Raw genomic sequence first — 22900 nt, 5'->3', positions numbered from 1 at the left:
TTCTTTTCGGATTTTTTCCCGATCCGGGGTCGAGGTAGCCGATACGGGAACAAGCCACAAGTAGTTATAGGGATGTCCTCCGGTCTGGAGAACCCGCAGTTTACCCGTAAAACCGGCGTCGGAAAAATGGTCGTCCGGTGTTAAAAATAGTGTACGGGATTGCCCTCGATGGCCGAGAGCAGGTTGTTCGCCAGCGAGCTGGCGCCGATCCGGAAACGTTCCGGCGTAAGCCACTCCTCGCCCAGGATTTCCTGTACGATCGTGTAGTAAAGCGCAGCGTCTTCCGGGGTCGAAATTCCTCCGGCCGCTTTGAATCCCACCTTGCGTCCGGTTTGTGCGGCGAACAGCCTGATGGCTTCGCACATCACTACCGCCGCTTCGGGAGTCGCGGCGACCGAAGCCTTGCCGGTCGAGGTTTTGATGAAATCGGCTCCGGCGAGCATGGCGATCACGGCGGCCCGGTGGATCAGTTCCGGCTCGGCCAGGATGCCCGATTCGAGGATCACTTTCAGGGTGATCTCGTCGCCGATCTCCTTGCGGAGCGTTTCGATTTCGTTGCCCATCAGGTCGTATTCGCCGTTGAGAAACTCTCCGATGCTGATAACGACGTCGATTTCGTCGGCGCCGTTCTCGACGGCCATCGCCGTTTCGAGCATTTTGACCTCCAAGTAAGTCTGCGAAGCGGGGAATCCTCCCGTTACGCTGGTGATCGTCATTTTGGAGTCGCTGATAACCAGGCCTGCCGTTTCGACGAAAGCCGGGTAGATACATACCGATGCGACGCCCGGGATTCCGGAGAAACGATTCGGAAATTCGACGGCTTTCGTGACGAACCGTTCGATCCGCTCGTGCGAATCGGTGCTGTTCAGCGAAGTCAGGTCGATGAAACCGAAACAGCGTTTATAGACCTCCGTATTCCGGTTCTTTTCCGCGAGGGGACGGATACCGGCAACGATTTTATCGACCTGTCCGGCCGGGAGTCCGGCGCCGAACTTTTTCAGATTATTGCTGTATTCCATCTTCGGGGCGGTTAAAAGGTTTCCTTTGCAAAGATACGCATTTTCCGGCGATTTTTCAATAGTTTCCGGGGGGAGGAATCGGTTTGGCCGCATTCCGCCGGGTCGGAAGGACGGGGCGGCTTTCCGACGGAATTTCCGAAGAACGGTAAGATTTTCCGGGCCGGCAGGATAATTTGCGGTACGGAGAAATAAAGTCGGGCCGTTCGATGCGGAGCGGTCCGGCGTACGTAAACGGGTATGAAAACGGTCGTTTCCGCCGTTTCGAGCAAAATTGCGGCGCGAAAAACGAACGGCCGCGCGGCGATTACAAAATAAACGACAGCCCGACGTTGATCTGCTGAACCCGGGGGCCTTTGCCGTCTTTGAAGAGCGTGGAGCGGTAATATGTCGCCGAGATGGCGAAATGGTTGTAGCCGATGTTGAGGGTGTAGCCGTAATGGAAATTACGCAGTCCGAAATTGCTGTGGTTCTTGAATTTGCCGCTCAGCCGCGGGTCGGAGGCTTTGATTTTGGAGTGCGTCCCCATTCGCCATCCGCCGACCATGCCGGCGTTGATAAAGAAGTCGTTGCGGCGCCCCATCTGGAATTCGACCAGTAGCGGAACATTCAGGTAGCAGGTGTATAGTTTCGATTTGCTCAACCGGATGTGTTGTTCTTCGTATTGATAGTCGGGGACGGTGACGCCGTTTTCCTGTTTCAGCGCGATGTTGTTGTCGAAACGGAAGTTATTGAATTCGACGCCGATCCCGGTCAGCAAGCCTACGTGCCTGCTTTTCAGTAGCGTATAGTCGATTGGATTCAGCGTGACTCCGATCGATTTGGCGCTTTGGGACAGGTATTGCGCGTCGTCCGGAAGCTGCATGTCTCCGAGGTTGGTGATCAGGCCGCTGTAATGGATGCCGATCCCGGCCCAGTGGCCGTCGTTCCACAGCAGTTTGCTGTGACGATCCGAGTTCGATTTTTGGGAAAAGTTATTGACCGCGACGACGAGCTTGCTTTGGTTCGATCTGCTTTTCGATCTGTCGGGGCGTCCCTCTTCCAGGACGAACGTTTCGCGTTTCTGGGAGACGGTATCCGTGTTTTGCGCCTGTGCCGGACAGATGATATAACCGATGAACAGCGTCGAGAGTAGCGCTTTTTTAATCATGAGCTTCCGTTTTTTGTATTTTGTTGCCGATCCGTAGGATGGATGCAATTTCGATTCCGTGTTCGTTTTCGGTTCGGTAAGTTTTGATCGGAATGATCGGATCGAACGGGGCGAACAGCGAAATCAGGTTGAATTTTTTGGGTTCGGCGCTCTTTTCCGCGCCGGCCTGCGTCTTTGCGCCCGGAGTTCCGGAGATTTCCGCGCCGGTCTTGAGCGCCGCCAGGGCGATCGGTTCGCTCGTCGGCGCGATCAGTTGCGGTTCGCTGCCGATCAGCTCCGACAACGGCTGAATGCGCTCGGGCTGTACGGCCTGGGCGTTCGTCCGGGACGTTGTCGGGACGTTGGTCCGGAGGGCGATGCGGTTGCCGGACGCGGCTCGTTGCGGTACGGCGGCGGCCAGTTGCGGGATGTCTTGTTTCTCTTCGCTGCCGCCCGCGCTTTCCGAAGCGGTCCATTCGTCCTGTTCGGCCGGAAGCTCTTCGCGGAAAACCTCTTTCGCCCGGTCGGCGAGCAACTGCTCCTTCTGCGACGAATGGCTGTCGACCAGCGTAAACAGTCCGATCAGCAGCGATGCCGCCGCCGCTCCGCCCAGAAACGACGTGATCCGGCCGAAGCTCATTGTTTTTCCTCCCCGCAACAGGGAGCGTTTGTCGGGGTAAACGATCTGTTCGGCGACCATTACCGGCATGTCGTCCTGCAAAGACGCGATTTCGCGGGCTATGTCCGCATGCCGGGTAAGGAAGGATTCGAACGAGGCGCGCTCCTCCCTGCTCAGATTACCTTCGATGTAATCCAAGGCCCATTCCTGGTAATTATCCGGACCGATTTTCATTACAAAATATTATTTATGTCTCCAATGTTCTTTTTCAATGCCACCCGCGCCCTGAAAATGTAGACTTTCACCTGCGCTTCGGTCAGATGGGTCATTTCCGCCATCTCCCGGTAGCTGTATCCTTCGTAATCCCGCAACAGGATCAGGGATTTCTGCATCGGCGGGAGTTCGTTCAAATAGTGTTCGAGCATTTCCCGTGCGTTGTTATATTCTCTTTCCGCCGGGGAGTGTCGGTTTTTCAGCAAGGTTTCGTCGCCGGTGTAACGCTTTTCGAGACGAACATGATCTACGATCAGCCGGTACGCTATGGTAAAAAGATAGGACTTCTCTTTTCCTTCGATGACGGCTTCCCGGTTTTCCCACAACCTCAGAAAACTCTCCTGGACAATATCTTTCGCCTGCTCGTCATTGCGTAATGATTTCAGTATGAAACGGTATAAATTATCGGAATATTGTCTGACACATTTATCGTATTCAGAAACTGTCATTAAGTCCGGTATTTGTCATTACAACGTATTTTCAGCGCAAAAGTTACAGTCGTTCCGCGTTAAATCAGCCGATTCCCGTAATCGTGTATTCGATCTCCTTGAAGAGATACCGGTGCATTTGTCCGTCGCGGTGTCTGACCTCCAATTCGCCGGTCGGAAGAACGCCGCAGATCGTCCCCTCGAAACGGACTTTCGTCCGTCCGTCCACAAACGAATGCGTCTCGCCGAGGCGGTAAAGCCTGGCGGCGTAGTCCGTATCCATCGCCGCGTACCGTTGTTGCTGCAACTGCCCGTAGCGGAAACTCATTTTTTCGTAAAATAGTCTAAAAACTTCCGCCCTGTCCAGCTTCCGGCCCGCGGCGACTGCGAGCGATGTCGGATTCGGCAAGGCCGGATCGAATTCGGTTTGGTTGACGTTGATCCCGATTCCCACGACCGAACGGGAAAGAAAATTTCCCGCCAAATCGTTTTCGATCAAAATGCCGGCCACTTTCCGTCCGTCGATGTAGATGTCGTTCGGCCATTTGACCTGCGGCCGGACGCCGAAGCTTTCCACCGTGTCGCATACGGCCAGCGATACGGCTTTCGACAGGTAAAATTGCTGCGCGGTTTCCAGGAATCCGGGGCACAGTACGACCGAGAAAGTCAGGTTCGCTCCGGCGGAGCTGCTCCAACTGTTCCCGCGCTGTCCGCGTCCGCGGCTTTGCCGTTCGGCGATAACGACCGCTCCGGCGTCGTAGCGCGGGTCGCGGGCGACGTCGTTCGTCGACGTCGTTTCGTCGAGGTAGGCGAGCGTGAATCCGACCTGCCCGGCGAATCGTTCGAGTTCCTGTTTTATTCCCATGATCGGTTATACGGATACATTGAATTCCCGCAGGGCGTCGTTCAGCGTCGTTTTCAGGTCGGTCGAGGCTTTGCGCTGCCCGATGATCAGCGCGCACGGAACCTGGTAAGTTCCGGCGGGGAACTGCTTCGTGTACGAACCGGGGATTACGACCGAGCGGGGCGGAACGTACCCTTTGTAAATTTTCGGTTCCCGACCCGTCACGTCGATGATCTTGGTCGAACCGGTAATCACCACGTTGGCGCCGAGCACCGCTTCGCGGCAGATATGGGCCCCTTCGACGACGATGCAGCGGCTGCCGACGAAACAGTTGTCCTCGATAATCACCGGGGCCGCCTGTACGGGTTCCAGCACGCCGCCGATCCCTACGCCGCCGCTCAGGTGGACGCGTTTGCCGATCTGGGCGCACGAACCCACGGTCACCCACGTATCGACCATCGTCCCTTCATCGACGTAAGCGCCGATGTTGACGTACGACGGCATCATGATTACGCCGGGGGCCAGGTAGGCTCCGTAACGGGCCGTAGCCTGCGGTACGACGCGGACGCCCAGTTCGCGGTATCCGGTTTTCAGTTTCAGTTTGTCGTGAAACTCCAGCGGGCCGGCTTCGATCACTTCGATCTGCTGGATCGGGAAGTAGAGGATGACCGCTTTTTTGACCCATTCGTTCACCTGCCACGTTCCGTCGGCGAGCGGTTCCGCCGTCCGCAGCTTTCCTTTGTCGAGCAGGTCGATCGCGTCGCGGATCGCCTGTTTGACGCGCTCGTCGCCGAGCAATTCCCGGTTATCCCAAGCTTTTTCTACCGTTTTTTTCAATTCTTCGCACATATCCGTTCTCCGTTAAGGTATGATCGCAAAGTTAAAAAAATCTGTCGGATTCCGGGAAACAATCCCTATTTTTGTGCACTGCCCGTCCCTTGGGGCGGACGGCGGAACGATTCAGATATGAGAACGATAGAACTGACCTATCCCGTTGCCCGGCGGGACGATACGACGGACGATTATTTCGGAACCGAAGTGGCCGATCCCTACCGCTGGCTCGAAGACGACCGTTCGGACGAAACCGTCCGCTGGGTGGCGGCCGAGAACGAAGTGACCCGCCGCTACCTGTCGCAGTTTCCGGAACGCGACCGGATCGCCGCCCGGCTGGCCGAATTGTGGGATTATCCGAAGTACGGGATTCCGGAACGCCACGGCGATTCCCGTTTTTTCTTTGAAAACGACGGGTTGCGGAACCAAAGCGTTTTGTACCGGCAGCGGGACGGGAAGGGCCCCGAGGTATTCCTCGATCCGAATACGCTGTCGGAAGAAGGTACGGTCGCGCTGACCGGCGTGTCGTTCTCGCGGGATAATCGTTACATGGCTTTTTCGGCGGCCGAATCGGGTTCGGATTGGGTGGAGCTTCGCATAAAGGAGCTCGCTACGGGAGACCTGTTGCCCGACCGCATCCGTTGGGTCAAATTCTCCGGAGCCGTATGGAGCGGAGACGGGTTTTATTACAGCGGGTACGACCGGCCGGCTCCGGAAAAGGCGCTGTCGGCCTGCAACCACTCTCAAAAAGTGTTTTTTCACCGGATCGGGACCGATCAGTCGGCCGACCGCACGATATATTGCGACGAAGAGCATCCGCTGCGCTACCTGACTGCGGCGGTTAGCCGGGACGACCGGCAGCTCTTCGTTACGGTCGCCGAGGGAACCTGCGGCAACGAAGTGCTGTACCGCGACCTTTCGCGGCACGACCGGACGTTTCGCAAGCTGTTCTTCGGGTTTACCGGCGATTATGCGCTGGTTTATGCGCAAGACGACCGGGCGATTTTCCATACGAACCAGGGAGCGCCGAACGGTCGGCTGTTGCAGGTGGATTTCAGCGCCGGTTATCCGGAGATCACCGAACTGTTGGCCGCATCCGATCGGCAGTTGGTCGCGGCGTCCGTGGCCGGCGGGGCGTTGTTCGCGCATTACCTCGATCGCGCGCACAGCGCCGTCGTGCAGTACGACCTGGGAGGCCGGCCGGTGCGGGAGGTGCGGTTGCCCGGCATTGGGACGGTAACCGGTTTCAGCGGCGGAGACGTTCCGTCCGAGATATTTTATGCTTACGCTTCGTTCACGCAACCGCCGGCCGTTTACCGCTACGATCCGGCGACCGGGGCTTCCGAGCCGTACCGGATTTCGCCGGTGAAGTTTTCCCCGGAGGAATTCGTCGTCGAACGGCACGAATACGAGAGCCGGGACGGAACGCGCGTTCCGATGTTCCTGGCGCACCGCAAAGAGCTGGAACGGAACGGAGAGAATCCCGTTTACCTGTACGGATACGGCGGTTTCAACATCAATCTGACGCCGGGTTTCTCGCCGTTGGCGGTGCTGTTGATGGAGCAGGGCGGCATTTATGCGGTGGCGAACCTGCGCGGCGGCGGCGAGTTCGGGGAACGGTGGCACCGGGCGGGTATGCTTTCCGCTAAGCAGAACGTGTTCGACGACTTTATCGCGGCCGCCGAATACTTGATCGACCGGAAATACACCGCTCCGCATAAGTTGGCGATCGCCGGCGGTTCGAACGGCGGCCTGCTCGTCGGCGCCTGCATGGTGCAGCGGCCCGACCTCTTTGCCGTGGCGCTTCCGGCCGTCGGCGTGATGGACATGTTGCGCTACCATAAGTTTACCGTCGGTTGGGGCTGGGTCGTGGAGTACGGCAGCAGCGACCGCCCGGCCGATTTCGAATACCTGTACCGTTATTCGCCGTTGCACAATATCCGGCCGGGGACGTGTTATCCGGCTACGCTGGTCACGACCGCCGATCACGACGACCGGGTGGTGCCGGCGCACTCGTTCAAGTTCGCCGCGACGTTGCAGGCCGCGCAGGGATGCGACCGGCCGGTGCTGATCCGGATCGATACCGCCGCCGGGCATGGCCTCGGCAAGCCCACCGCGAAAAGGATCGACGAACAGGCGGATGTGCTCGTTTTCCTGTTCCGGAATACCGGTACGGAGGTAAAATGAACGGGGAGTTCCGGTATCGTCGCCGGAACTCCCCGTTGTCGTTCGTATCGAAATCCTACATCATTTCGACCCAGCTCATGAACGGGAACGGTTTTTTCTCGGACTTCATCGCGTTTTTGAAATATTTGATCGTGCGTACCAATCCTTCTTCGATCGGCACCAGCGGTTCCCAGCCCAGCCTCTGGCGGGCATAGCGGATGTCGGGGATCGCATGCTGGACGGAATCGGCCGTTAGGTTCAAGCGCACCGTTTTAGACGAGCTGCCGGTCAGGTTCACCACGTCTTCGGCCAATGCGTCGATTCGCATCGGGTCGATTCCGCCGATGTTGATCGGTTTCGACAGGTTGCCGTCGGTTCCCATCATCCGTACCAACGCTTCGACCGCGTCGTCGATGTACAGGAAGCAGCGCGTCTGCGTTCCGTTGCCGCGGATCGTGATGTTTTCGCCGTAAAGGGCGTTGCGGATAAATCCGGAGATCACTTTGCCGTCGTTCAACGCCATACGCGGGCCGTAAACGTTGAACAGCCGGGCGATCCGCGTGTCGACGCCGTACTGGTTGTGGTAGGCCGTAAAAAGCGATTCTGCGGCGCGTTTGCCCTCTTCGTAAGCGCTGTGTTCGCCGACCGGGTTCACGTTGCCGCGGAACTCTTCCGGGACGGGGCCCGACTGGATCAGGCCGTATACTTTCGAGGAGGAGGCGTGTACGATGCGGGCCCGCATCCGCTTGGCCACTTCGAGCACGTTGATCGATCCGACGAGCGAGGTTTTCAGCGCCATCACCGGATCGTGCATGTAATAGACCGGCGCCGACGGGCAGGCCAGGTTGTAGATGCAGTCGACCTCTTCGAAGTAGGGGAATGTGATGTCGTGCCGGATCAGGTGGAACTGCGGGTTGTGCAGCAGGTGTTCCACGTTCTGGCGGTTGCCCGTGACGAAATTGTCCACCGCGACCACTTCGTGCCCGTCCGCCAGCAGACGTTCGCACAGGTGGCTGCCGATGAAACCGGCTCCGCCGGTAACGAGTATCTTTTTTTTCATGATTGCATAAAATGTTTAAAACGGATTAAGCAAGAACCGTTCCAAGAGATTTTGTGGATTTGCGAAGATGGCCGTTCGGCAGACGTTTGTAATGCAATATGTTGTTGTACATCATATTGATTGGCATCGATTCGGGTTTTATAGCCCGCTACTCCCGATCGTAGCCGTAATTTTTGAACAATGGTCGAAATAACGAAAAGCGTTTTACCCGAACGGTAAAACGCTTTTCGTTTCGGATGCCGGATCGACTCCGGCAAATAATGCGAGAAAGCTTAATCTTTCAGTTTGGCGGAAAGGAATTCGCGGTTCAACCGGGCGATGTGGGCGATCGAGATCCCTTTCGGACATTCCGCTTCGCAGGCGCCGGTGTTGGTGCAGGCCCCGAATCCGAGTTCGTCCATCTTAGCGACCATCGCTTTGGCGCGGCGGGCCGCTTCGACGCGGCCCTGCGGCAGCTTGGCCAGCGACGAAACGCGGGCGGCGACGAACAGCATCGCGGAACCGTTCTTGCAGGTGGCTACGCAGGCGCCGCAACCGATGCAGGCGGCCGCGTCCATGCTTTCGTCGGCATCCGGTTTCGGGATCGGAATCGTGTTGGCATCGGGCACGCCGCCGGTATTGACCGAAATGAAACCGCCGGCCTGCAGGATCTTGTCGTAGGCGCTACGGTCTACGGCCAAGTCCTTGATTACCGGGAAAGCGCGCGAACGCCACGGTTCGATCGTGATGGTATCCCCGTCCTTGAACTTGCGCATGTGCAACTGGCAGGTGGTGATGTCGGTATCGGGTCCGTGCGCATGACCGTTGATGTGCAACGAGCACATGCCGCAGATGCCTTCGCGGCAGTCATGGTCGAACACGACGGGTTCTTCGTTGTTCTGGATCAGCTTGTTGTTGAGGATATCCAGCATTTCCAGAAACGAGGTGTCGGGGGAGATGTTTTCAACGGTATAGTCGACGAACTTCCCCTGCGCGTGGGCGTTTTGCTGACGCCATATCTTTAATTTCAAATTCATTGTCTTAACGTTTTACCTGTTTGACTCAATTAATCCTTGTAGTTGCGCTGGGCCAGATGCACGGTTTCGAATGCCAGCGGTTCTTTGACCAGTTCCGGTTCCTTGTCCTTGCCGGTATATTCCCATGCAGCCACGTATACGTAGTGTTCGTCGTCGCGCAGCGCTTCGCCTTCCGGGGTCTGGTACTCCACGCGGAAGTGACCGCCGCAGGATTCGTTCCGGTTCAGGGCGTCGCGGGCCATCAGTTCGCCCAGTTCGAGGAAGTCGGCCAGACGAACGGCCTTCTCGAGTTCCTGGTTGAACTCTTTGTCGGTTCCCGGCACGCGGACGTTCGCCCAGAACGACTTGCGCAGCGCCTGAATTTCGACGATCGCTTTTTCGAGGCTCTCCTTGCTGCGGGCCATGCCGACGTTTTCCCACATGATGTGTCCCAGCTTTTTGTGCAGGTCGTCCACCGTCTCTTTACCCTGGATCGACAGCAACTTGGCGATCTTTTCGCGGACGCCTTTTTCGGCTACCTCGAATTCGGGCAGGTCGGTCTTTATTTTCGGAGTCTGAATTTCGTGCGACAGGTAGTCGCCGATCGTATACGGCAGTACGAAATAGCCGTCGGCCAAACCCTGCATCAGCGCCGATGCGCCCAGACGGTTCGCGCCGTGGTCGGAGAAGTTGGCCTCGCCGATCGCATACAGGCCGGGGATCGTGGTCATCAAGTTGTAATCCACCCAGATACCGCCCATCGTATAGTGCACGGCCGGATAGATCGTCATCGGTTCTTTGTAAGGATTGACGTCGGTGATCTTTTCGTACATCTGGAACAGGTTGCCGTAACGTTCGCGGATCGTCTGTTCGCCGAGGCGGTTGATTGCGGTCGAAAAGTCGAGGAATACGGCCAGGCCGGTCTCGTTGACCCCGAAGCCGGCGTCGCAACGCTCTTTGGCGGCGCGCGACGCCACGTCGCGCGGCACGAGATTCCCGAAGGCCGGGTAACGGCGTTCGAGGTAGTAGTCGCGGTCTTCTTCCGGGATCTGCGAAGGTTTCAGTTTCTTCGCGCGGATCTTTTCGACGTCCTCTTTTTTCTTCGGAACCCAAATGCGGCCGTCGTTGCGCAGCGATTCGGACATCAGCGTCAGTTTCGACTGTTGCGTTCCGTGTACCGGAATACAGGTCGGGTGAATCTGCGTGAAACACGGGTTTGCGAATACGGCGCCTTTCTTATAGCACTGCCATGCGGCCGAACCGTTCGAGTTCATTGCGTTGGTAGACAGGAAGAAAACGTTTCCGTAACCGCCGGTGGCGATCACTACGGCATGCGCGCCGAACCGCTCGATTTCGCCGGTTACCACGTTGCGCGTGATGATACCGCGGGCTTTGCCGTCTACGATGACCAGGTCGAGCATCTCGTGACGCGGGTAGCTTTTCACGCTGCCTTTGGCGATCTGACGGTTCAGCGCGGCGTAAGCGCCGAGCAGCAACTGCTGTCCGGTCTGGCCGCGGGCGTAAAACGTACGCGAAACCTGCGCGCCGCCGAACGAACGGTTGTCGAGCAGTCCGCCGTAATCGCGGGCGAACGGAACGCCCTGTGCGACGCACTGGTCGATAATATGATTCGATACTTCGGCCAGACGGTATACGTTGGCTTCGCGGGCGCGGTAGTCGCCGCCCTTGATCGTATCGTAAAAAAGACGGTATACCGAGTCGTTGTCGTTCTGGTAGTTCTTGGCGGCGTTGATGCCTCCCTGCGCGGCGATGCTGTGCGCGCGGCGCGGGGAGTCGCTGATGCAGAATACCTTTACGTTATATCCGAGTTCGCCGAGCGAAGCGGCTGCGGATGCGCCGCCCAGTCCGGTACCCACTACGATAATGTCGAGTTTTCTCTTATTGGCGGGGCTGACCACTTTGATTTCAGCCTTATGCTTGCTCCATTTGTCGGCCAGCGGGCCCTGCGGAGCTTTCGATTCTAACTTTACCATATCTTATTTTTTGTTTTTTTATTTCTAATTGGTGCAATCAAATTAGTAGCAGAACCCGCCGCACAGGCTGCGCAGGTAGAAAACGACTACGACCAGAGCGAAACCGAGGAAAACGACGGTCGCAAAGACGTTGGCCAGGCATTTGAGGCGTTTCATCCAGATCTGGTTGTCCCATCCGATCGTCTGGAAGGCGCTCCAGAAACCGTGCGTCAGGTGGAACCAGATGGCCAGGAACCAGATCAGATAGATCAGGCAGTAGACCGGGTTGCTGAACAGGTCGGCGATGTAAGCCGCTCCGTCGGTCGGCCCGAACGCTCCGAGCGAGTGGTCTCCGATGATTTCGGCGAACTGCATGTTATACCAGAAGTTGTAAAGGTGCAGCAGCAATCCCAATACGACGACGAGTCCCAGCACGAACATGTTCCGCGAAGCCCAGGTTACCGATTTCGGCGTAGCTTCCACGGCATAACGCTGCGTGCCCCTCGAACTGCGGTTGTGCAGCGTCAGGATCGATGCATAGATGATATGCACCACGAAACCGGCGGCCAGGATCAGCGTCCCAGCGAGTGCGTACCAGTTCGCTCCCAGAAATTCACAGATCGCATTGTAGGCCTCGGTGGAAAATACGGCTGCAATGTTCATCGACATGTGGAACAACAGGAACAGGATCAGAAAAAGACCTGAGATGCTCATAATCAGTTTCCGTCCGATTGTAGATGTAAACAGATTGCCCATAAGTAAAATGAAATTTAGTGATTTTGGTTATTTACGCATTTCGTGTACTTCCGAAAAAACAGAGTACAAAGTTATCCCATTGTTTTTTAAATAACAATCTTTTGACGGAATATTCTGTCCGGAGTTTTAATTTTTTTGAAAAAAACGGTATCTTCGGATTCCGTTTTTAAACCGGATTTGGAGTATGGAGTCGAAGAGTGCGTTGCGCCGGATCGTTCGCGATCGCGGAGAACTGTACGACGGGCGGACGCGAGCCGCGATGTCGCAGCGGGTCATGGAAGCCGTCGGCCGTTTCCCGCCGTTCGCCGATGCCGCGAGCGTGGCGCTTTATTGGTCGCTGCCTGCGGAGGTAGATACACATGCTTTCGTCGAAAAATGGGCCGTCCGCAAAAAGGTTTACCTTCCGGTAATGCGAGGCGACGGACTGTCGCTCAGGAAGTTTACCGGCCGAAACGAACTGCGGGAGGCCCGTTTCGGGATCAGGGAGCCGGTCGGGGAGGAAGAGACCTGCCTGCGGCGGATCGACCTGATCGTGGTTCCGGCCATGGGGTACGATCCGTACGGAAACCGTCTCGGGCACGGCAAAGGATTCTACGATCGGTTGCTGACGCGCGAAGGACCGCTGAAAATCGGCGTTTGTTTCGAATACCAGTTTTTCGAGCATGTTCCCGCCGATGCGCACGACGTGCCGGTCGACTGGGTCGTATGCGGGTCGGAACGGGAGGCGCGCTGGTACCGGGACGGCGCTTTACGGTCTTTATAATTCGTTCGTATCCCGCGAAATTCGGAAACCGTTCGCAAAAATCCGCTATCTTTGCATTCGGTACGCCGTCGAAAAAACTTAAATGCGAATCATGATGGATGGAAAAACTTATATAGTCCGGTCGCTGAAATACCTCGTGTGGCTGTTGTTGCTTTTTACGCTGGTCTTCACGCTGATGCTGGCGACCGGGACGTCGCGAGCGGATGCCGGGCGCGATCTGGCCGAACTGTTCGGGTCGCAGCGGGGACGGCTGATGTTGGCTGTGATCGTCGTCGTGGCGGCTTTTTATCCGAAATTCGGGTTTGCCCGGCGGACGGTGGCGGCCGATTTTACCGGTGACCGGGAGTTGATTCTCAGTACGTTCCGGGCAAACGGTTTTTCGCTGGTTCGGGAACAGGACGGGACGATGGTCTTCCGGGCTTCGTCGCCGCTGAAAAGGGCTTTGCTGCTGTGGGAAGACCGGATCGCCGTAACCGATGCGGGCGGTTCCGTCGTGTTGGACGGCATTCGCAAGGAGGTCGTGAAAGCGGAGTTCCGGCTCCGGTCGCACATCGAAAACTGACCGGTTTTCGGAAATGCGTAAAGATTTGGTTGTAAATAATATGATTCGTATTCCCGCTTTGGGGATAAAAAAATGAGCGGACGGGGCATACCGCTTTGTTTTTTACGAACGTTAGATAAGGAAATGTTATAAAAATGGAAAGAGTGTATAAGCGACTCAAATACGTGTTGGCGATCGGTGCGATCGTGGCGGCAGCGGGATTTTCGCTGGCTGCGTCGCGTCCCGATTTCGCGCTCGGACGGAATATCCAGATCCTGTTCAACATGTTCCGCGAGGTCAGTCTCTCCTATGTCGATTCGGTCGATACGGACAAACTGCTCGAGGACGCTGCGGCCGGCATGGTCGAGAACCTGGACCCTTACACCGAACTGATTCCGGAGAATAAAATGGCCGATTTCGAAATACAGACGACCGGCAAGTACGGCGGTATCGGGGCCCTGATCCGCAAGAGCGGCGATTACGTGGCGATCGCCCAGCCGTACGAGGGTTTTCCGGCCGATAAGGCGGGGCTGGTTATCGGAGACAAGCTGTTGGCCGTCGACGGCGAGAACCTGAAAGGGTACGACGTTTCGAAAGTTAGCGAATTGTTGAAAGGAACGCCCGGCACTTCGATGAAACTGACCGTCGAGAAACTGCTGACGGGCAATCCGGTCGATGTTTCGGTCAAGCGGGAGCGGATCGTGATCTCAGGGGTCCCTTATTACGGCGTGATCGACGGCGATGTGGGTTATATCTTGCACGACGATTTCTCGGAGGATTGCAGCGACGATATGCGGACCGCTTTCGAGAAACTGAAAAAACAGGGGATCACTTCGCTGATCATCGACCTGCGGGGCAATGGCGGCGGCATTTTGCAGGAAGCCGTGAAGATTCTTTCGATGTTCGTGCCCAAAGGCACCGAAGTCGTGTCGATGCACGGCCGCACGAAATCATCCGACGCGACGTTCGTGACGCAAGCCGAACCGCTCGATACGCAAATTCCGATCGCCGTGCTGGTGAACAGTATGACGGCCTCTGCCGCCGAGATCGTGTCGGGAGCGTTGCAGGATCTCGACCGTGCCGTGCTGGTCGGACAGCGGACGTTCGGCAAAGGATTGGTGCAGACTCCGCGTCCGCTGGGGTACAACGCTTTCCTGAAAGTGACTACCGCGAAATATTACATTCCCAGCGGCCGTTGTATCCAGGCGATCGATTATACGCACCGCAACGACGACGGCAGCGTGGGGCTGGTGCCGGATTCGTTGATTCGGGAGTACGAGACCGCCGCCGGGCGGAAAGTGTACGACGGGGGCGGCGTAATGCCGGACGTCCGTCTCGACCCGGTCTATACCAGCCGTTTCACGATGGCGCTTTACGGCAAAGGATATATCGAGGATTTTGCGAACGATTACTACAAACGGCACCGCGAAGGCGTGGATGCGGATACGTTCGAATTGCCGGACGGGGAATACGGTCTTTTCGTCGCTTTCATGCAGGACAAGGAGATGGATTTCGAGTCGGAAACTCTGGAAGCCGTCAAAGATCTGCGTAAGAAAGCCGAGCGGGAAAAATACCTCGACCGAATCTCCGGCGAACTCGACGCGATCGGCGAAAAACTGAAAGACGATAAAAATACCGACCTCGAATTGTTCGGCGACGAGATTCGTAAGCTGATCGGCGACGAGATTATCTTGCGTTACCATTACGAGACCGGAGTCGCCCGTCATACGGCGCTGCACGATCCGGAAGTACGACAGGCCGTCGAAGTGCTGAAAGACCAAAACCGTTACCGGCAGATCGTGACTTCGCAGGATACTCCGCGCAAGTAGCTTTCCGGGACGATTCGCAAAACACAGGGGACATCGGGTTCCCGTAAAACTATGAAAAAAAGAGCGCTGCATAAGATGCTTTCTTTTCGGAGCCGGGTGGTCATCATCGTTCTGGGGATGGTGATCGGGATCTCGTCGCTGTTGTTCACCAACGATATGGCGCGCCAGCTCCGGGAGAAAGAACAGAACGAGGTGGCGATCTGGGCGGCGGCCTTCCGCGAGCTGGGGGCCGACCCGGGGAACCCCCTGTTGCTGTCGATCATCACCACGCGCAACAACATTCCGTTCATTCTGACCGACGGGGCGTTGCGGGTGGAGTATTCGCATCTGATTCCCGATTACATCCTGAATCATCCGAACCTGTTGCGCGACAAGCTCGACCAGATGACGAAGGTCAATCCGCACCTGAAGGTGCAGACGCTGTACAACGAGACGCTGTATATCTTTTTCGACGAATCCCGGCTGCTCAAGACGCTGGTCTATTTCCCGTACATCCAGTTGCTGGTGATCATCGTGTTTGTCGTGTTCGGATACATCACGTTCCGTTCGACGAAGCAGGACGAGCAGAACCGCGTCTGGATCGGGCTGGCGAAGGAGACGGCCCACCAGTTGGGTACGCCGACCTCTTCGCTGCTCGGGTGGCTCGAATACCTGAAAACCCAGAACATCGACCAGACCGCCATCGACGAGATGGGCAAGGATATCGTCCGGCTGACCAAGGTGGTCGACCGGTTCTCGAAAATCGGGGCCGCGACTCCGCTCAGCGAAGGGGTGATCAACGAGATCGTCGGCAACAGCGTGATCTATTTCCGCACGCGCGTACCGAAGAACGTCACGCTGACCTATAACGGGCTGGCGATGGCTCAGCAAAAGGCGATGATCAACGAAGCGCTTTTCGAATGGGTGATCGAAAATCTGTTGAAAAACGCGATGGACGCTTTGTCGGGAACCGGGACGATCGACGTCAAACTCTCCAGCGACGCCAACTGGATTTACGTCGATGTCCGGGACAGCGGCAAGGGGATCGCGAAGGGGAATTTCAAACGGATCTTCGAACCCGGTTTTACGACCAAAACGCGCGGTTGGGGGCTCGGACTTTCGCTCAGCAAACGGATTATCGACGGATACCACGGCGGTAAGATCTTCGTGCTCGATTCCGAGATCGACAAAGGAACGACCATCCGCATCGCCCTGAAAAAAATCTATTCATAGACCGGTATGATGGAGTCCCGCTACGTTACCGATTGCGACTGTTACCTTCCGGAAATCGAGCCGCTCGAAGGGGCGAGCGTTCCTTCGCAGGCCGATATTTTCGGCGTGTCGGGGACAGTGGCCGAACGGCCGGACGGGTACGATCCTTTGGCGCTGCCCGCCCTGCAGCCGCACCTGACGGACAGTTATGCTTACCAGGGAGTCGTGCTGGCCGTGTTCATGGTTTTCTGTTACCTGATCCACAGCTACCGGAGCAGTATCGGGATCGTGTTCAAGATCCTGACCGGGCGGGTTTCATCTGACAAGGTTTACGACGAGTATCCGTTGTTTTTCCGCAAGTTCCTGTCATGGACGGCTCTGTGGGGGATGCTGCTGATCGGCGGGCTGTTGATTCGCTACGGCGGACTGTACGGCATCGAGGGGTGGTTGCCCCGGCAAATCCCTTTTGCGACCGACCTGGCCTGCCTGGCCGTGCTGTTTGCCGCCGCCGCCGTTGCGGTTTACCGCAAGATCGTGACGCGGATCATCGGCGGAGTGATCCGGAACGATCTTTTTTTTGAGAAACTCCGGTTCACGATCCGTATTTTTTCGTCGTTTATATATATCCTGCTGACTCCTCTTTTTTTGGTCGTAGCGCTCACCGAAGGCCCCGGAATCGACCGGCTACTGCACGGTACCGCCGTTTTCGCCGCTGCGCTCTATCTGCTGTATTTGGCGAAAAGTTATCGTTTCTTTGTGGCGCGGGATGTTTCAATTCTGCAATGGATTTTGTACCTTTGTGCCGTCGAATTGTTTCCGATAAGCTTTTTCGTGCTTGTTGTAGCCAGAAATTGCTGAGTGTTTTTCCGAGGAGGAGGAGCAGTTCCGTCTCACGGCGGAGTTATCAGAAGAAGCTAACTATAAACAAGTTATTGTTTTGAAAATTAAAAATGTTTTAGTCTCGCAACCGGCTCCGGTCATCGCCGAGAAATCTCCCTTTCATGAGATCGTGCTCAAGCACCGCGTGAATGTGGAATTCCATCCGTTCATTAAGCTGGAGGGGGTCTCCCTGAAAGAGTTCCGCAGCCAGCGGGTGGATATCCTGGCGCATACGGCTGTTATTTTCACGAGCCGCGTTACGATCGATAATTTCTTTCGGATTTGCGAGGAAGCCCGCGTTACGATTCCCGAAACCATGAAATATTTCTGCAATACGGAGGCGATCGCCCTGTACTTGCAAAAATATATCGTTTACCGCAAGCGGAAAATCTTCTTTGCCGAAGGGACTTTCTCTTCGCTGGTCGAACTGATCGCCAAGCACAAGGACGAGAAATTCCTGCTGACGCTTTCCGAGCCGCACAAGCCCGAGATGCCGCTGGCGATGGAGAAGATGAAACTTCAGTTCGGCAAGGTGATCCTGGCCCGTACGGTGAGCGCCGACCTGGATGCGGTCGATGTCCGCAAGTACGATCTGTTGGTCTTTTACAGTCCGTCCGAGATCGCCTCGCTGACCGGAAAATTTACGCTCGGGGAGAACGCTCCGAAAATCGCGACGTTCGGCCACGGGACGGCCAAGGCCGCGCTGACCGAAGGACTGACCGTCCATGTGATGGCGCCTACGCCCGAAGTTCCGTCGATGACCAAGGCGCTCGATATTTATATCCGGAAAATCAATGCCGGAGAGGAGGTTCCGCCGGTGACGCTTGAGGAGCGGTCGCCCGACCTGACTTTCATCGAAAGTTCGAAATACGCCAAAGGCAGACGGGTGCGCACGGCCGCCAGACCGGGAGCAGCTTCCGGCGAACAAGCGTCGTCCGCGCTGAAAAAAGCCTCGGTAAAAACGGCAGGGGCCGCAACCAAAAGCGCCGGGAAATAGCCCGGCGGGAATGATGGAGAGTTCGGATCATACGTTTCCCCGTGCGGAGCGGCTTCGGTCGCGCAAGCAGATCGCCCGCCTGTTCGAAAAGGGCGAAAGCGGTGTCGTCTACCCGATCCGTTACGTATTTCTCACCGGGGAGGACGATGCCGGCGACGCGACGGACGAAGGCGGGCTGTCGGTGCTGGTTTCCGTTTCGAAGCGCAATCACAAACGGGCCAACGTGCGCAACCTGTTGAAACGCCGGATACGGGAGGCTTACCGCCTGAACCGGAATCCCCTGCGGGAGATCTCGGGAGGCGGACGGTTCAACCTGGGCCTGTTGTATGTTTCCAAAGAGATAGCCGATTATACGTCGATCGAAAATGCCGTGCAGAAGATCATCCGGAACCTTTCCGAAAGGATTTAAGGGGCTTATTTTAGCCCCTTTGCTGGGGTTGATCTGGATATATCGTCATTGCATCTCTCCTTTTACGCCCCCTTCCTGCCGTTTCACGCCCACCTGCTCGGAGTACTGCGCCGAAGCCCTGCGAAAGCACGGCCTGTTCAAGGGGAGCTATCTGGGCCTGAGGCGAATTCTGCGTTGCCATCCGTGGGGAGGAAGCGGTTACGATCCGGTTCCGTAAACGGAACGGACGGACTTCCCGGAGCGATTTTAGTAAGCAATAAAAGGGATTACTCGACCGGCCCGGAAACGCCGAAGACGATGCGTCCCAGCTCTTCCAGTTTGTTGATATAGACGACTTCGATGCCTTTTGGCGGCTTCGGAAGGCTTTTGCGCAGGTAGCCCGATACGACGATCCGTCGGAAGCCGAGCCGGGCCGCTTCGCCGATGCGTTGTTCGCTGCGGGGAGCGGGACGTACTTCGCCGGACAGGCCGATCTCTCCGGCGAAACAGGTTTCCCGGTCTACCGGCCGGTCGAAATACGACGACAGGATGGCCGCGATGACGCTCATGTCGAGCCCCGTGTCGCTGATCTTGAACCCTCCCGCAAAATTTAAAAAGACGTCTTTCTGGTACATCTTCAGGCCGACCCGTTTTTCGAGTACGGCCAGCAGCATGTTCAGCCGCCGCGAGTCGAACCCGGTCGCCGAGCGCTGCGGCGTGCCGTAGGCGGCCGTGCTGACCAGCGCCTGGGTCTCGATCAGGTATGACCGGGCCCCGTCGACGGCCGCGCCGACGGCGATGCCGCTCAACGGTTCGTCGTAGTGCGACAACAGGATTTCGGACGGATTGTCGACCTCGATCAGCCCTTCGCCGCGCATTTCGAATACGCCGATCTCGAATGTCGCTCCGAACCGGTTCTTGATGCTGCGCAGGATGCGGTAGATGTTGTTGTTGTCGCCTTCGAATTGCAGCACCACGTCGACGATGTGTTCCAGGATTTTCGGGCCGGCGATGATGCCGTCCTTGGTGATGTGTCCGATTACGATGATCGACGTGCCGGTCTGCTTGGCATATTTTTGCAGCAAGGCGGCCGATTCGCGGATCTGTGACACGCTGCCCGGCGACGAGTCGATCGTTTCGGTGTAAATCGTCTGGATCGAATCGATCACGACCAGGTCGGGGCCGTGCTGCGTGATCTGGGTGATGATGTTTTCGAGGTTCGTCTCGCTGTAAATGTAACACGCTTCGTTCACGATACCGATCCGTTCGGCCCGCATCTTGATCTGGTGCGGGGACTCCTCGCCCGATACGTACAGCGTTTTCAGCCCGGCGGCTTTCAGCGCGAGTTGCAGGCTCAGCGTCGATTTGCCGATGCCCGGTTCGCCGCCCAGCAGGATGATCGAGCCCTGCACCAGGCCGCCGCCCAGCACGCGATTCACCTCGCCGTTGGCCAGGTCGGTGCGCGTGAAAGCCTGCCGTTCGATCTCGTGCACCGGCACGGGGCGGTTGCTGCCGCGCGCCGGTGCGAACGAGGTCGTACGCGCCGATTCCTTGCCGACGACCTCTTCGACCAGCGTATTCCACTCGCCGCACGCCGGGCATTTGCCGACCCATTTGGCCGACTCGTACCCGCAACTGCGGCAGAAAAACGCTTTTTTTAATTTGGCCATCGCGGGTCGGAACGGTTTATTTGATGAAGAAGCGGTAAATGTCGTTGCCGTTCGCGTAGATCAGCAGCGCGAACAGGATGATGATGCCGAAGAGTTGCGCCCGTTCGAGGAATTTATCGCTCGGTCGTCGCCCGGTGATTACTTCGACCAGTAGGAACAATACGTGTCCGCCGTCCAGCGCCGGGATCGGCAGGATGTTCATAACCGCCAGCACGACCGACAGGAACGCCGTAATGCGCCAGAACTGTTCCCAGCTCCAGTAGTTCGGAAAGATGTTGCCGATGGCGATCACGCCTCCCAGCGATTTGTAGGCTTCGGTCTTCGGTGTGAACATCAGTTTGATTTGCTTGGCGTAGCTGCTGATCTCGCTGCCTGTCCGCTGGATACCGGCCGGGATCGCCTGCCAGAAATTGTACCGGTGCGTGCTCAGCGCGAGCAGGCTGGCCGGGGATACCGGATAGACGCCGATCGTCCCTTTCTCGGAAACTTTGACCGGAAGGGTAATCAGCCGCGTGATTCCCGCCGAATCGCGCATCACGCCCAGTGTGACCGTGTCGGATGCGTACGTCTCGAAAGCCTGGCGGTACTGGTCGAAGTAGCGCATCGATTCGCCGTTGAACGACACCAGCGTGTCCCCGGCGAGCAGTCCGGCCTGGGCGGCGGGACCGCCGGCGACCGTCTCTCCGACCACGAACGGGATCCGTACCGTCGCGAAATCGGGCGATTTGAGCAACTGGGCGATCGCTTCTTCCGGAATGTCGATCCGGACGCGCTGTCCGTCGCGGTCGACCGTGACGGTTTTCGCCTGGTCGATCACGATCGTCTGCCAGATCGCTCCGGCGTCTTCGACCGCTTCGCCGTCGATGTCGACGATCTTATCGCCGTTGCGGAAACCCATTTCCCGGGCCAGATCGTTGTAGACGTAGCCGTATTTGACGTCCTTGTTGTCGAGGTAGGTCTTTCCCCACGTATAGCTCATCCCGATGTAGATGAATACGGCGAGCAGGATATTCATCAGCACGCCGCCGACCATAATCAGCAATCGCTGCCAGGCCGGTTTCGCCCGGAACTCGTACGGTTGGACGGGTTGTTTCATCTGGTCGGTGTCCATCGACTCGTCGATCATCCCGGCGATTTTCACGTAGCCGCCGAACGGAATCCAGCCGATACCGTATTCGGTGCCCCCCTTTTTGAACTTGAAAAGCGAGAACCACGGGTTGAAAAACAGGTAGAATTTTTCGACGCGCGTCTTGAACAGCCGCGCGAACAGGAAGTGCCCGAATTCGTGGATGATGACCAGCAGCGAGAAACTGAGTATGAATTGCAGAATTTTAATCAGAATGTCCATGTTTTATCGTACTAACGTGAGTATTTTGAATTTATAATATCGATAGGGCGGTTTGCCGCGCTTCGCGATCGGTGCGGCGGTACTCTTCCAGCGAAACGCATTCGCGCAGCGTCGTCCGGCCGAGCGTCTCTTCGTTGATCCGGGCGATGTCGGTGAAGCGGATTTTCCGGTCGAGGAATGCCGCTACGGCCACTTCGTTCGCTGCGTTCAGTACGGCTCCGGCATTGCCGCCGCGCCGCAGGCATTCGAACGCCAGCGCGAGATTCGGGAAGCGCATCGGGTCGGGTTCGAAAAATTCGAGGCATCCCAACTTACAGAAGTCGATCCGCGGGCCTTGCAGCGGCAACCGCTGCGGAAAGGTCAGCGCGTACTGGATCGGAAGGTGCATGTCCGGCGTGCCGATTTGCGCTTTGACGGCTCCGTCGCCGAACTGTACCATCGAGTGGATTACCGAGCGCGGGTGGATGACCACGTCGATCTGTTCGGGTCGCAGTCCGAACAGCCAGCGCGCTTCGATCACCTCGAAACCCTTGTTCATCAGCGAGGCGGAGTCGATCGTGACTTTCGCGCCCATGCACCAGCTCGGGTGGTTCAACGCCTCTTCGACGCTGACCCGTTCGAGTTCTTCGGCCGGGCGGTGCAGGAACGGGCCGCCGGATGCGGTCAGGATCACCTTTTCGACCGCCGAATGTTCGCCGGTCAGGCATTGGAAAATGGCCGAATGTTCCGAGTCGACCGGAATGATCGGAGCCCGGTGTTCGGCGGACAGCCTGGTGACGATCTCTCCGGCCACGACCAGGCACTCCTTGTTGGCCAGCGCGACTTTTTTGCCGTGTTTCAGCGCGCTGACCGTCGGGAACAGCCCGCTGTAACCGACCAGGGCCATGACGACCGTGTCGACCTGTTCCGAGCAGACGACCTGTTCGAGCGCATCGCTGCCCGCGTATACTTTGACCGGATGGTCCGCCAACGCGTCTCGCACGGCGGTATAATGAGTTTTGTCGGCGATCACCACGTTGTCGGGGGTGAATTCGACGGCCTGTTCGACCAACTTTTTCCAGTTGCTGTGGGCCGACAGCGTCGTTATTTCGAACCGGTCGCCGTATCGCCTGACGATATCGAGCGTCTGGGTTCCGATCGAACCGGTCGAGCCGAGAACGGCTAATCGCTGTTTGCTTTGTGTCATTTCCGTTAAAGGGAAAAC

22 protein-coding genes are annotated in these 22900 nt (G+C 57.1%); 9 read left to right on the top strand and 13 right to left on the bottom strand.

Going from position 1 to position 22900, the window contains the following annotated elements:
* Positions 1-140 precede the first annotated feature (140 nt).
* The 6 genes from deoC to PGR91_RS02160 form a co-directional block, all read right to left on the bottom strand.
* Complete coding sequence (gene deoC / locus PGR91_RS02185) at positions 141-1019, bottom strand: deoxyribose-phosphate aldolase (RefSeq protein WP_118457111.1); 879 nt, start codon at positions 1017-1019, stop codon at positions 141-143.
* Between the two features lie 304 nt (positions 1020-1323).
* Positions 1324-2166 (bottom strand): outer membrane beta-barrel protein, encoded by an 843-nt coding sequence (locus tag PGR91_RS02180; protein WP_055202818.1) that lies wholly within the window; start codon positions 2164-2166, stop codon positions 1324-1326.
* Entirely contained in the window at positions 2159-2998 is an 840-nt protein-coding gene (locus tag PGR91_RS02175) for a hypothetical protein (RefSeq protein WP_101571947.1), read from the bottom strand. Before PGR91_RS02175 ends, PGR91_RS02180 begins: the two co-directional genes overlap by 8 nt.
* A complete protein-coding gene (locus tag PGR91_RS02170) occupies positions 2998-3486 on the bottom strand; it encodes an RNA polymerase sigma factor (RefSeq protein WP_118457107.1) in 489 nt (162 codons plus the stop codon). Before PGR91_RS02170 ends, PGR91_RS02175 begins: the two co-directional genes overlap by 1 nt.
* 64 nt (positions 3487-3550) lie before the next feature.
* Positions 3551-4330, bottom strand: a complete 780-nt coding sequence (locus tag PGR91_RS02165; protein ID WP_118457105.1) for a biotin--[acetyl-CoA-carboxylase] ligase — start codon at positions 4328-4330, stop codon at positions 3551-3553.
* Between the two features lie 6 nt (positions 4331-4336).
* Positions 4337-5158 (bottom strand): 2,3,4,5-tetrahydropyridine-2,6-dicarboxylate N-succinyltransferase, encoded by an 822-nt coding sequence (locus PGR91_RS02160; protein ID WP_055202810.1) that lies wholly within the window; start codon positions 5156-5158, stop codon positions 4337-4339.
* Positions 5159-5275: 117 nt separating this feature from the next.
* Between PGR91_RS02160 and PGR91_RS02155 the strand changes: the two genes are divergently transcribed.
* The gene (locus tag PGR91_RS02155) at positions 5276-7327 is read left to right on the top strand and encodes a prolyl oligopeptidase family serine peptidase (RefSeq protein WP_101571943.1); all 2052 of its coding nucleotides are present in this window, start codon (positions 5276-5278) and stop codon (positions 7325-7327) included.
* Positions 7328-7382: 55 nt separating this feature from the next.
* Here PGR91_RS02155 and PGR91_RS02150 read toward each other — a convergent pair whose 3' ends face one another.
* The 4 genes from PGR91_RS02150 to PGR91_RS02135 form a co-directional block, all read right to left on the bottom strand.
* Entirely contained in the window at positions 7383-8366 is a 984-nt protein-coding gene (locus tag PGR91_RS02150) for an NAD-dependent epimerase/dehydratase family protein (protein WP_101571941.1), read from the bottom strand.
* A gap of 272 nt (positions 8367-8638) precedes the next feature.
* On the bottom strand, positions 8639-9382 hold the full coding sequence (locus PGR91_RS02145) for a succinate dehydrogenase/fumarate reductase iron-sulfur subunit (protein ID WP_055202803.1): 744 nt from the start codon (positions 9380-9382) through the stop codon (positions 8639-8641).
* 29 nt (positions 9383-9411) lie between these two features.
* Entirely contained in the window at positions 9412-11355 is a 1944-nt protein-coding gene (locus PGR91_RS02140; protein WP_101571939.1) for a fumarate reductase/succinate dehydrogenase flavoprotein subunit, read from the bottom strand.
* A gap of 42 nt (positions 11356-11397) precedes the next feature.
* The gene (locus PGR91_RS02135) at positions 11398-12090 is read right to left on the bottom strand and encodes a fumarate reductase (protein WP_055202801.1); all 693 of its coding nucleotides are present in this window, start codon (positions 12088-12090) and stop codon (positions 11398-11400) included.
* A 184-nt stretch (positions 12091-12274) separates the two neighbouring features.
* Between PGR91_RS02135 and PGR91_RS02130 the strand changes: the two genes are divergently transcribed.
* The 8 genes from PGR91_RS02130 to yidD all read left to right on the top strand — a co-directional run bounded on the left by PGR91_RS02130 (position 12275) and on the right by yidD (position 18916).
* Positions 12275-12853 (top strand): 5-formyltetrahydrofolate cyclo-ligase, encoded by a 579-nt coding sequence (locus PGR91_RS02130; RefSeq protein WP_055202799.1) that lies wholly within the window; start codon positions 12275-12277, stop codon positions 12851-12853.
* Between the two features lie 91 nt (positions 12854-12944).
* Positions 12945-13415 (top strand): hypothetical protein, encoded by a 471-nt coding sequence (locus tag PGR91_RS02125; RefSeq protein ID WP_228385737.1) that lies wholly within the window; start codon positions 12945-12947, stop codon positions 13413-13415.
* Between the two features lie 134 nt (positions 13416-13549).
* A complete protein-coding gene (locus PGR91_RS02120) occupies positions 13550-15223 on the top strand; it encodes a S41 family peptidase (RefSeq protein WP_182424196.1) in 1674 nt (557 codons plus the stop codon).
* 51 nt (positions 15224-15274) lie between these two features.
* Complete coding sequence (locus PGR91_RS02115) at positions 15275-16435, top strand: ATP-binding protein (RefSeq protein WP_055202794.1); 1161 nt, start codon at positions 15275-15277, stop codon at positions 16433-16435.
* A gap of 6 nt (positions 16436-16441) precedes the next feature.
* The gene (locus tag PGR91_RS02110) at positions 16442-17272 is read left to right on the top strand and encodes a DUF4271 domain-containing protein (RefSeq protein ID WP_118655529.1); all 831 of its coding nucleotides are present in this window, start codon (positions 16442-16444) and stop codon (positions 17270-17272) included.
* 79 nt (positions 17273-17351) lie between these two features.
* Positions 17352-18290 carry a uroporphyrinogen-III synthase gene (locus PGR91_RS02105; RefSeq protein ID WP_118457101.1) on the top strand — a complete coding sequence of 313 codons (939 nt, stop codon included), beginning with the start codon at positions 17352-17354 and terminating at the stop codon, positions 18288-18290.
* 10 nt (positions 18291-18300) lie between these two features.
* Positions 18301-18699, top strand: coding sequence for a ribonuclease P protein component (locus tag PGR91_RS02100; RefSeq protein ID WP_228385738.1), 399 nt, complete (start codon positions 18301-18303; stop codon positions 18697-18699).
* Entirely contained in the window at positions 18656-18916 is a 261-nt protein-coding gene (gene yidD / locus PGR91_RS02095; RefSeq protein ID WP_101571933.1) for a membrane protein insertion efficiency factor YidD, read from the top strand. The genes PGR91_RS02100 and yidD overlap by 44 nt, the downstream gene beginning before the upstream one ends.
* Before the next feature lie 49 nt (positions 18917-18965).
* Here the strand turns inward: yidD and radA are convergent, their stop codons facing one another.
* The 3 genes from radA to PGR91_RS02080 are packed head-to-tail and all read right to left on the bottom strand — an operon-like array spanning position 18966 to position 22882.
* Positions 18966-20348, bottom strand: coding sequence for a DNA repair protein RadA (gene radA, locus PGR91_RS02090; RefSeq protein ID WP_118655527.1), 1383 nt, complete (start codon positions 20346-20348; stop codon positions 18966-18968).
* Between the two features lie 16 nt (positions 20349-20364).
* A complete protein-coding gene (gene rseP / locus PGR91_RS02085; RefSeq protein WP_118457097.1) occupies positions 20365-21696 on the bottom strand; it encodes an RIP metalloprotease RseP in 1332 nt (443 codons plus the stop codon).
* Between the two features lie 31 nt (positions 21697-21727).
* Positions 21728-22882 (bottom strand): 1-deoxy-D-xylulose-5-phosphate reductoisomerase, encoded by a 1155-nt coding sequence (locus tag PGR91_RS02080; RefSeq protein ID WP_055202783.1) that lies wholly within the window; start codon positions 22880-22882, stop codon positions 21728-21730.
* Positions 22883-22900: the final 18 nt, after the last annotated feature.

The organism is Candidatus Alistipes pullistercoris (genome assembly GCF_027665465.1).
Lineage (GTDB): Bacteria > Bacteroidota > Bacteroidia > Bacteroidales > Rikenellaceae > Alistipes_A > Alistipes_A hominis.
This window is presented reverse-complemented; position numbering and strand designations above follow the sequence as displayed.

What these genes read in the sequence shown, in the direction of transcription:
- PGR91_RS02150 (WP_101571941.1), bottom strand. Translation starts at nt 8,366, where the DNA reads ATGAAAAAAAAGATACTCGTTACCGGCGGAGCCGGTTTCATCGGCAGC.
- PGR91_RS02135 (WP_055202801.1), bottom strand. Translation starts at nt 12,090, where the DNA reads ATGGGCAATCTGTTTACATCTACAATCGGACGGAAACTGATTATGAGC.
- rseP (WP_118457097.1), bottom strand. Translation starts at nt 21,696, where the DNA reads ATGGACATTCTGATTAAAATTCTGCAATTCATACTCAGTTTCTCGCTG.
- yidD (WP_101571933.1), top strand. Translation starts at nt 18,656, where the DNA reads ATGCCGTGCAGAAGATCATCCGGAACCTTTCCGAAAGGATTTAAGGGG.
- PGR91_RS02110 (WP_118655529.1), top strand. Translation starts at nt 16,442, where the DNA reads ATGATGGAGTCCCGCTACGTTACCGATTGCGACTGTTACCTTCCGGAA.
- radA (WP_118655527.1), bottom strand. Translation starts at nt 20,348, where the DNA reads ATGGCCAAATTAAAAAAAGCGTTTTTCTGCCGCAGTTGCGGGTACGAG.
- PGR91_RS02115 (WP_055202794.1), top strand. Translation starts at nt 15,275, where the DNA reads ATGAAAAAAAGAGCGCTGCATAAGATGCTTTCTTTTCGGAGCCGGGTG.
- PGR91_RS02140 (WP_101571939.1), bottom strand. Translation starts at nt 11,355, where the DNA reads ATGGTAAAGTTAGAATCGAAAGCTCCGCAGGGCCCGCTGGCCGACAAA.
- PGR91_RS02155 (WP_101571943.1), top strand. Translation starts at nt 5,276, where the DNA reads ATGAGAACGATAGAACTGACCTATCCCGTTGCCCGGCGGGACGATACG.
- PGR91_RS02165 (WP_118457105.1), bottom strand. Translation starts at nt 4,330, where the DNA reads ATGGGAATAAAACAGGAACTCGAACGATTCGCCGGGCAGGTCGGATTC.
- PGR91_RS02080 (WP_055202783.1), bottom strand. Translation starts at nt 22,882, where the DNA reads ATGACACAAAGCAAACAGCGATTAGCCGTTCTCGGCTCGACCGGTTCG.
- PGR91_RS02120 (WP_182424196.1), top strand. Translation starts at nt 13,550, where the DNA reads ATGGAAAGAGTGTATAAGCGACTCAAATACGTGTTGGCGATCGGTGCG.
- PGR91_RS02160 (WP_055202810.1), bottom strand. Translation starts at nt 5,158, where the DNA reads ATGTGCGAAGAATTGAAAAAAACGGTAGAAAAAGCTTGGGATAACCGG.
- PGR91_RS02175 (WP_101571947.1), bottom strand. Translation starts at nt 2,998, where the DNA reads ATGAAAATCGGTCCGGATAATTACCAGGAATGGGCCTTGGATTACATC.
- PGR91_RS02130 (WP_055202799.1), top strand. Translation starts at nt 12,275, where the DNA reads ATGGAGTCGAAGAGTGCGTTGCGCCGGATCGTTCGCGATCGCGGAGAA.
- PGR91_RS02125 (WP_228385737.1), top strand. Translation starts at nt 12,945, where the DNA reads ATGATGGATGGAAAAACTTATATAGTCCGGTCGCTGAAATACCTCGTG.
- deoC (WP_118457111.1), bottom strand. Translation starts at nt 1,019, where the DNA reads ATGGAATACAGCAATAATCTGAAAAAGTTCGGCGCCGGACTCCCGGCC.
- PGR91_RS02145 (WP_055202803.1), bottom strand. Translation starts at nt 9,382, where the DNA reads ATGAATTTGAAATTAAAGATATGGCGTCAGCAAAACGCCCACGCGCAG.
- PGR91_RS02180 (WP_055202818.1), bottom strand. Translation starts at nt 2,166, where the DNA reads ATGATTAAAAAAGCGCTACTCTCGACGCTGTTCATCGGTTATATCATC.
- PGR91_RS02100 (WP_228385738.1), top strand. Translation starts at nt 18,301, where the DNA reads ATGATGGAGAGTTCGGATCATACGTTTCCCCGTGCGGAGCGGCTTCGG.
- PGR91_RS02170 (WP_118457107.1), bottom strand. Translation starts at nt 3,486, where the DNA reads ATGACAGTTTCTGAATACGATAAATGTGTCAGACAATATTCCGATAAT.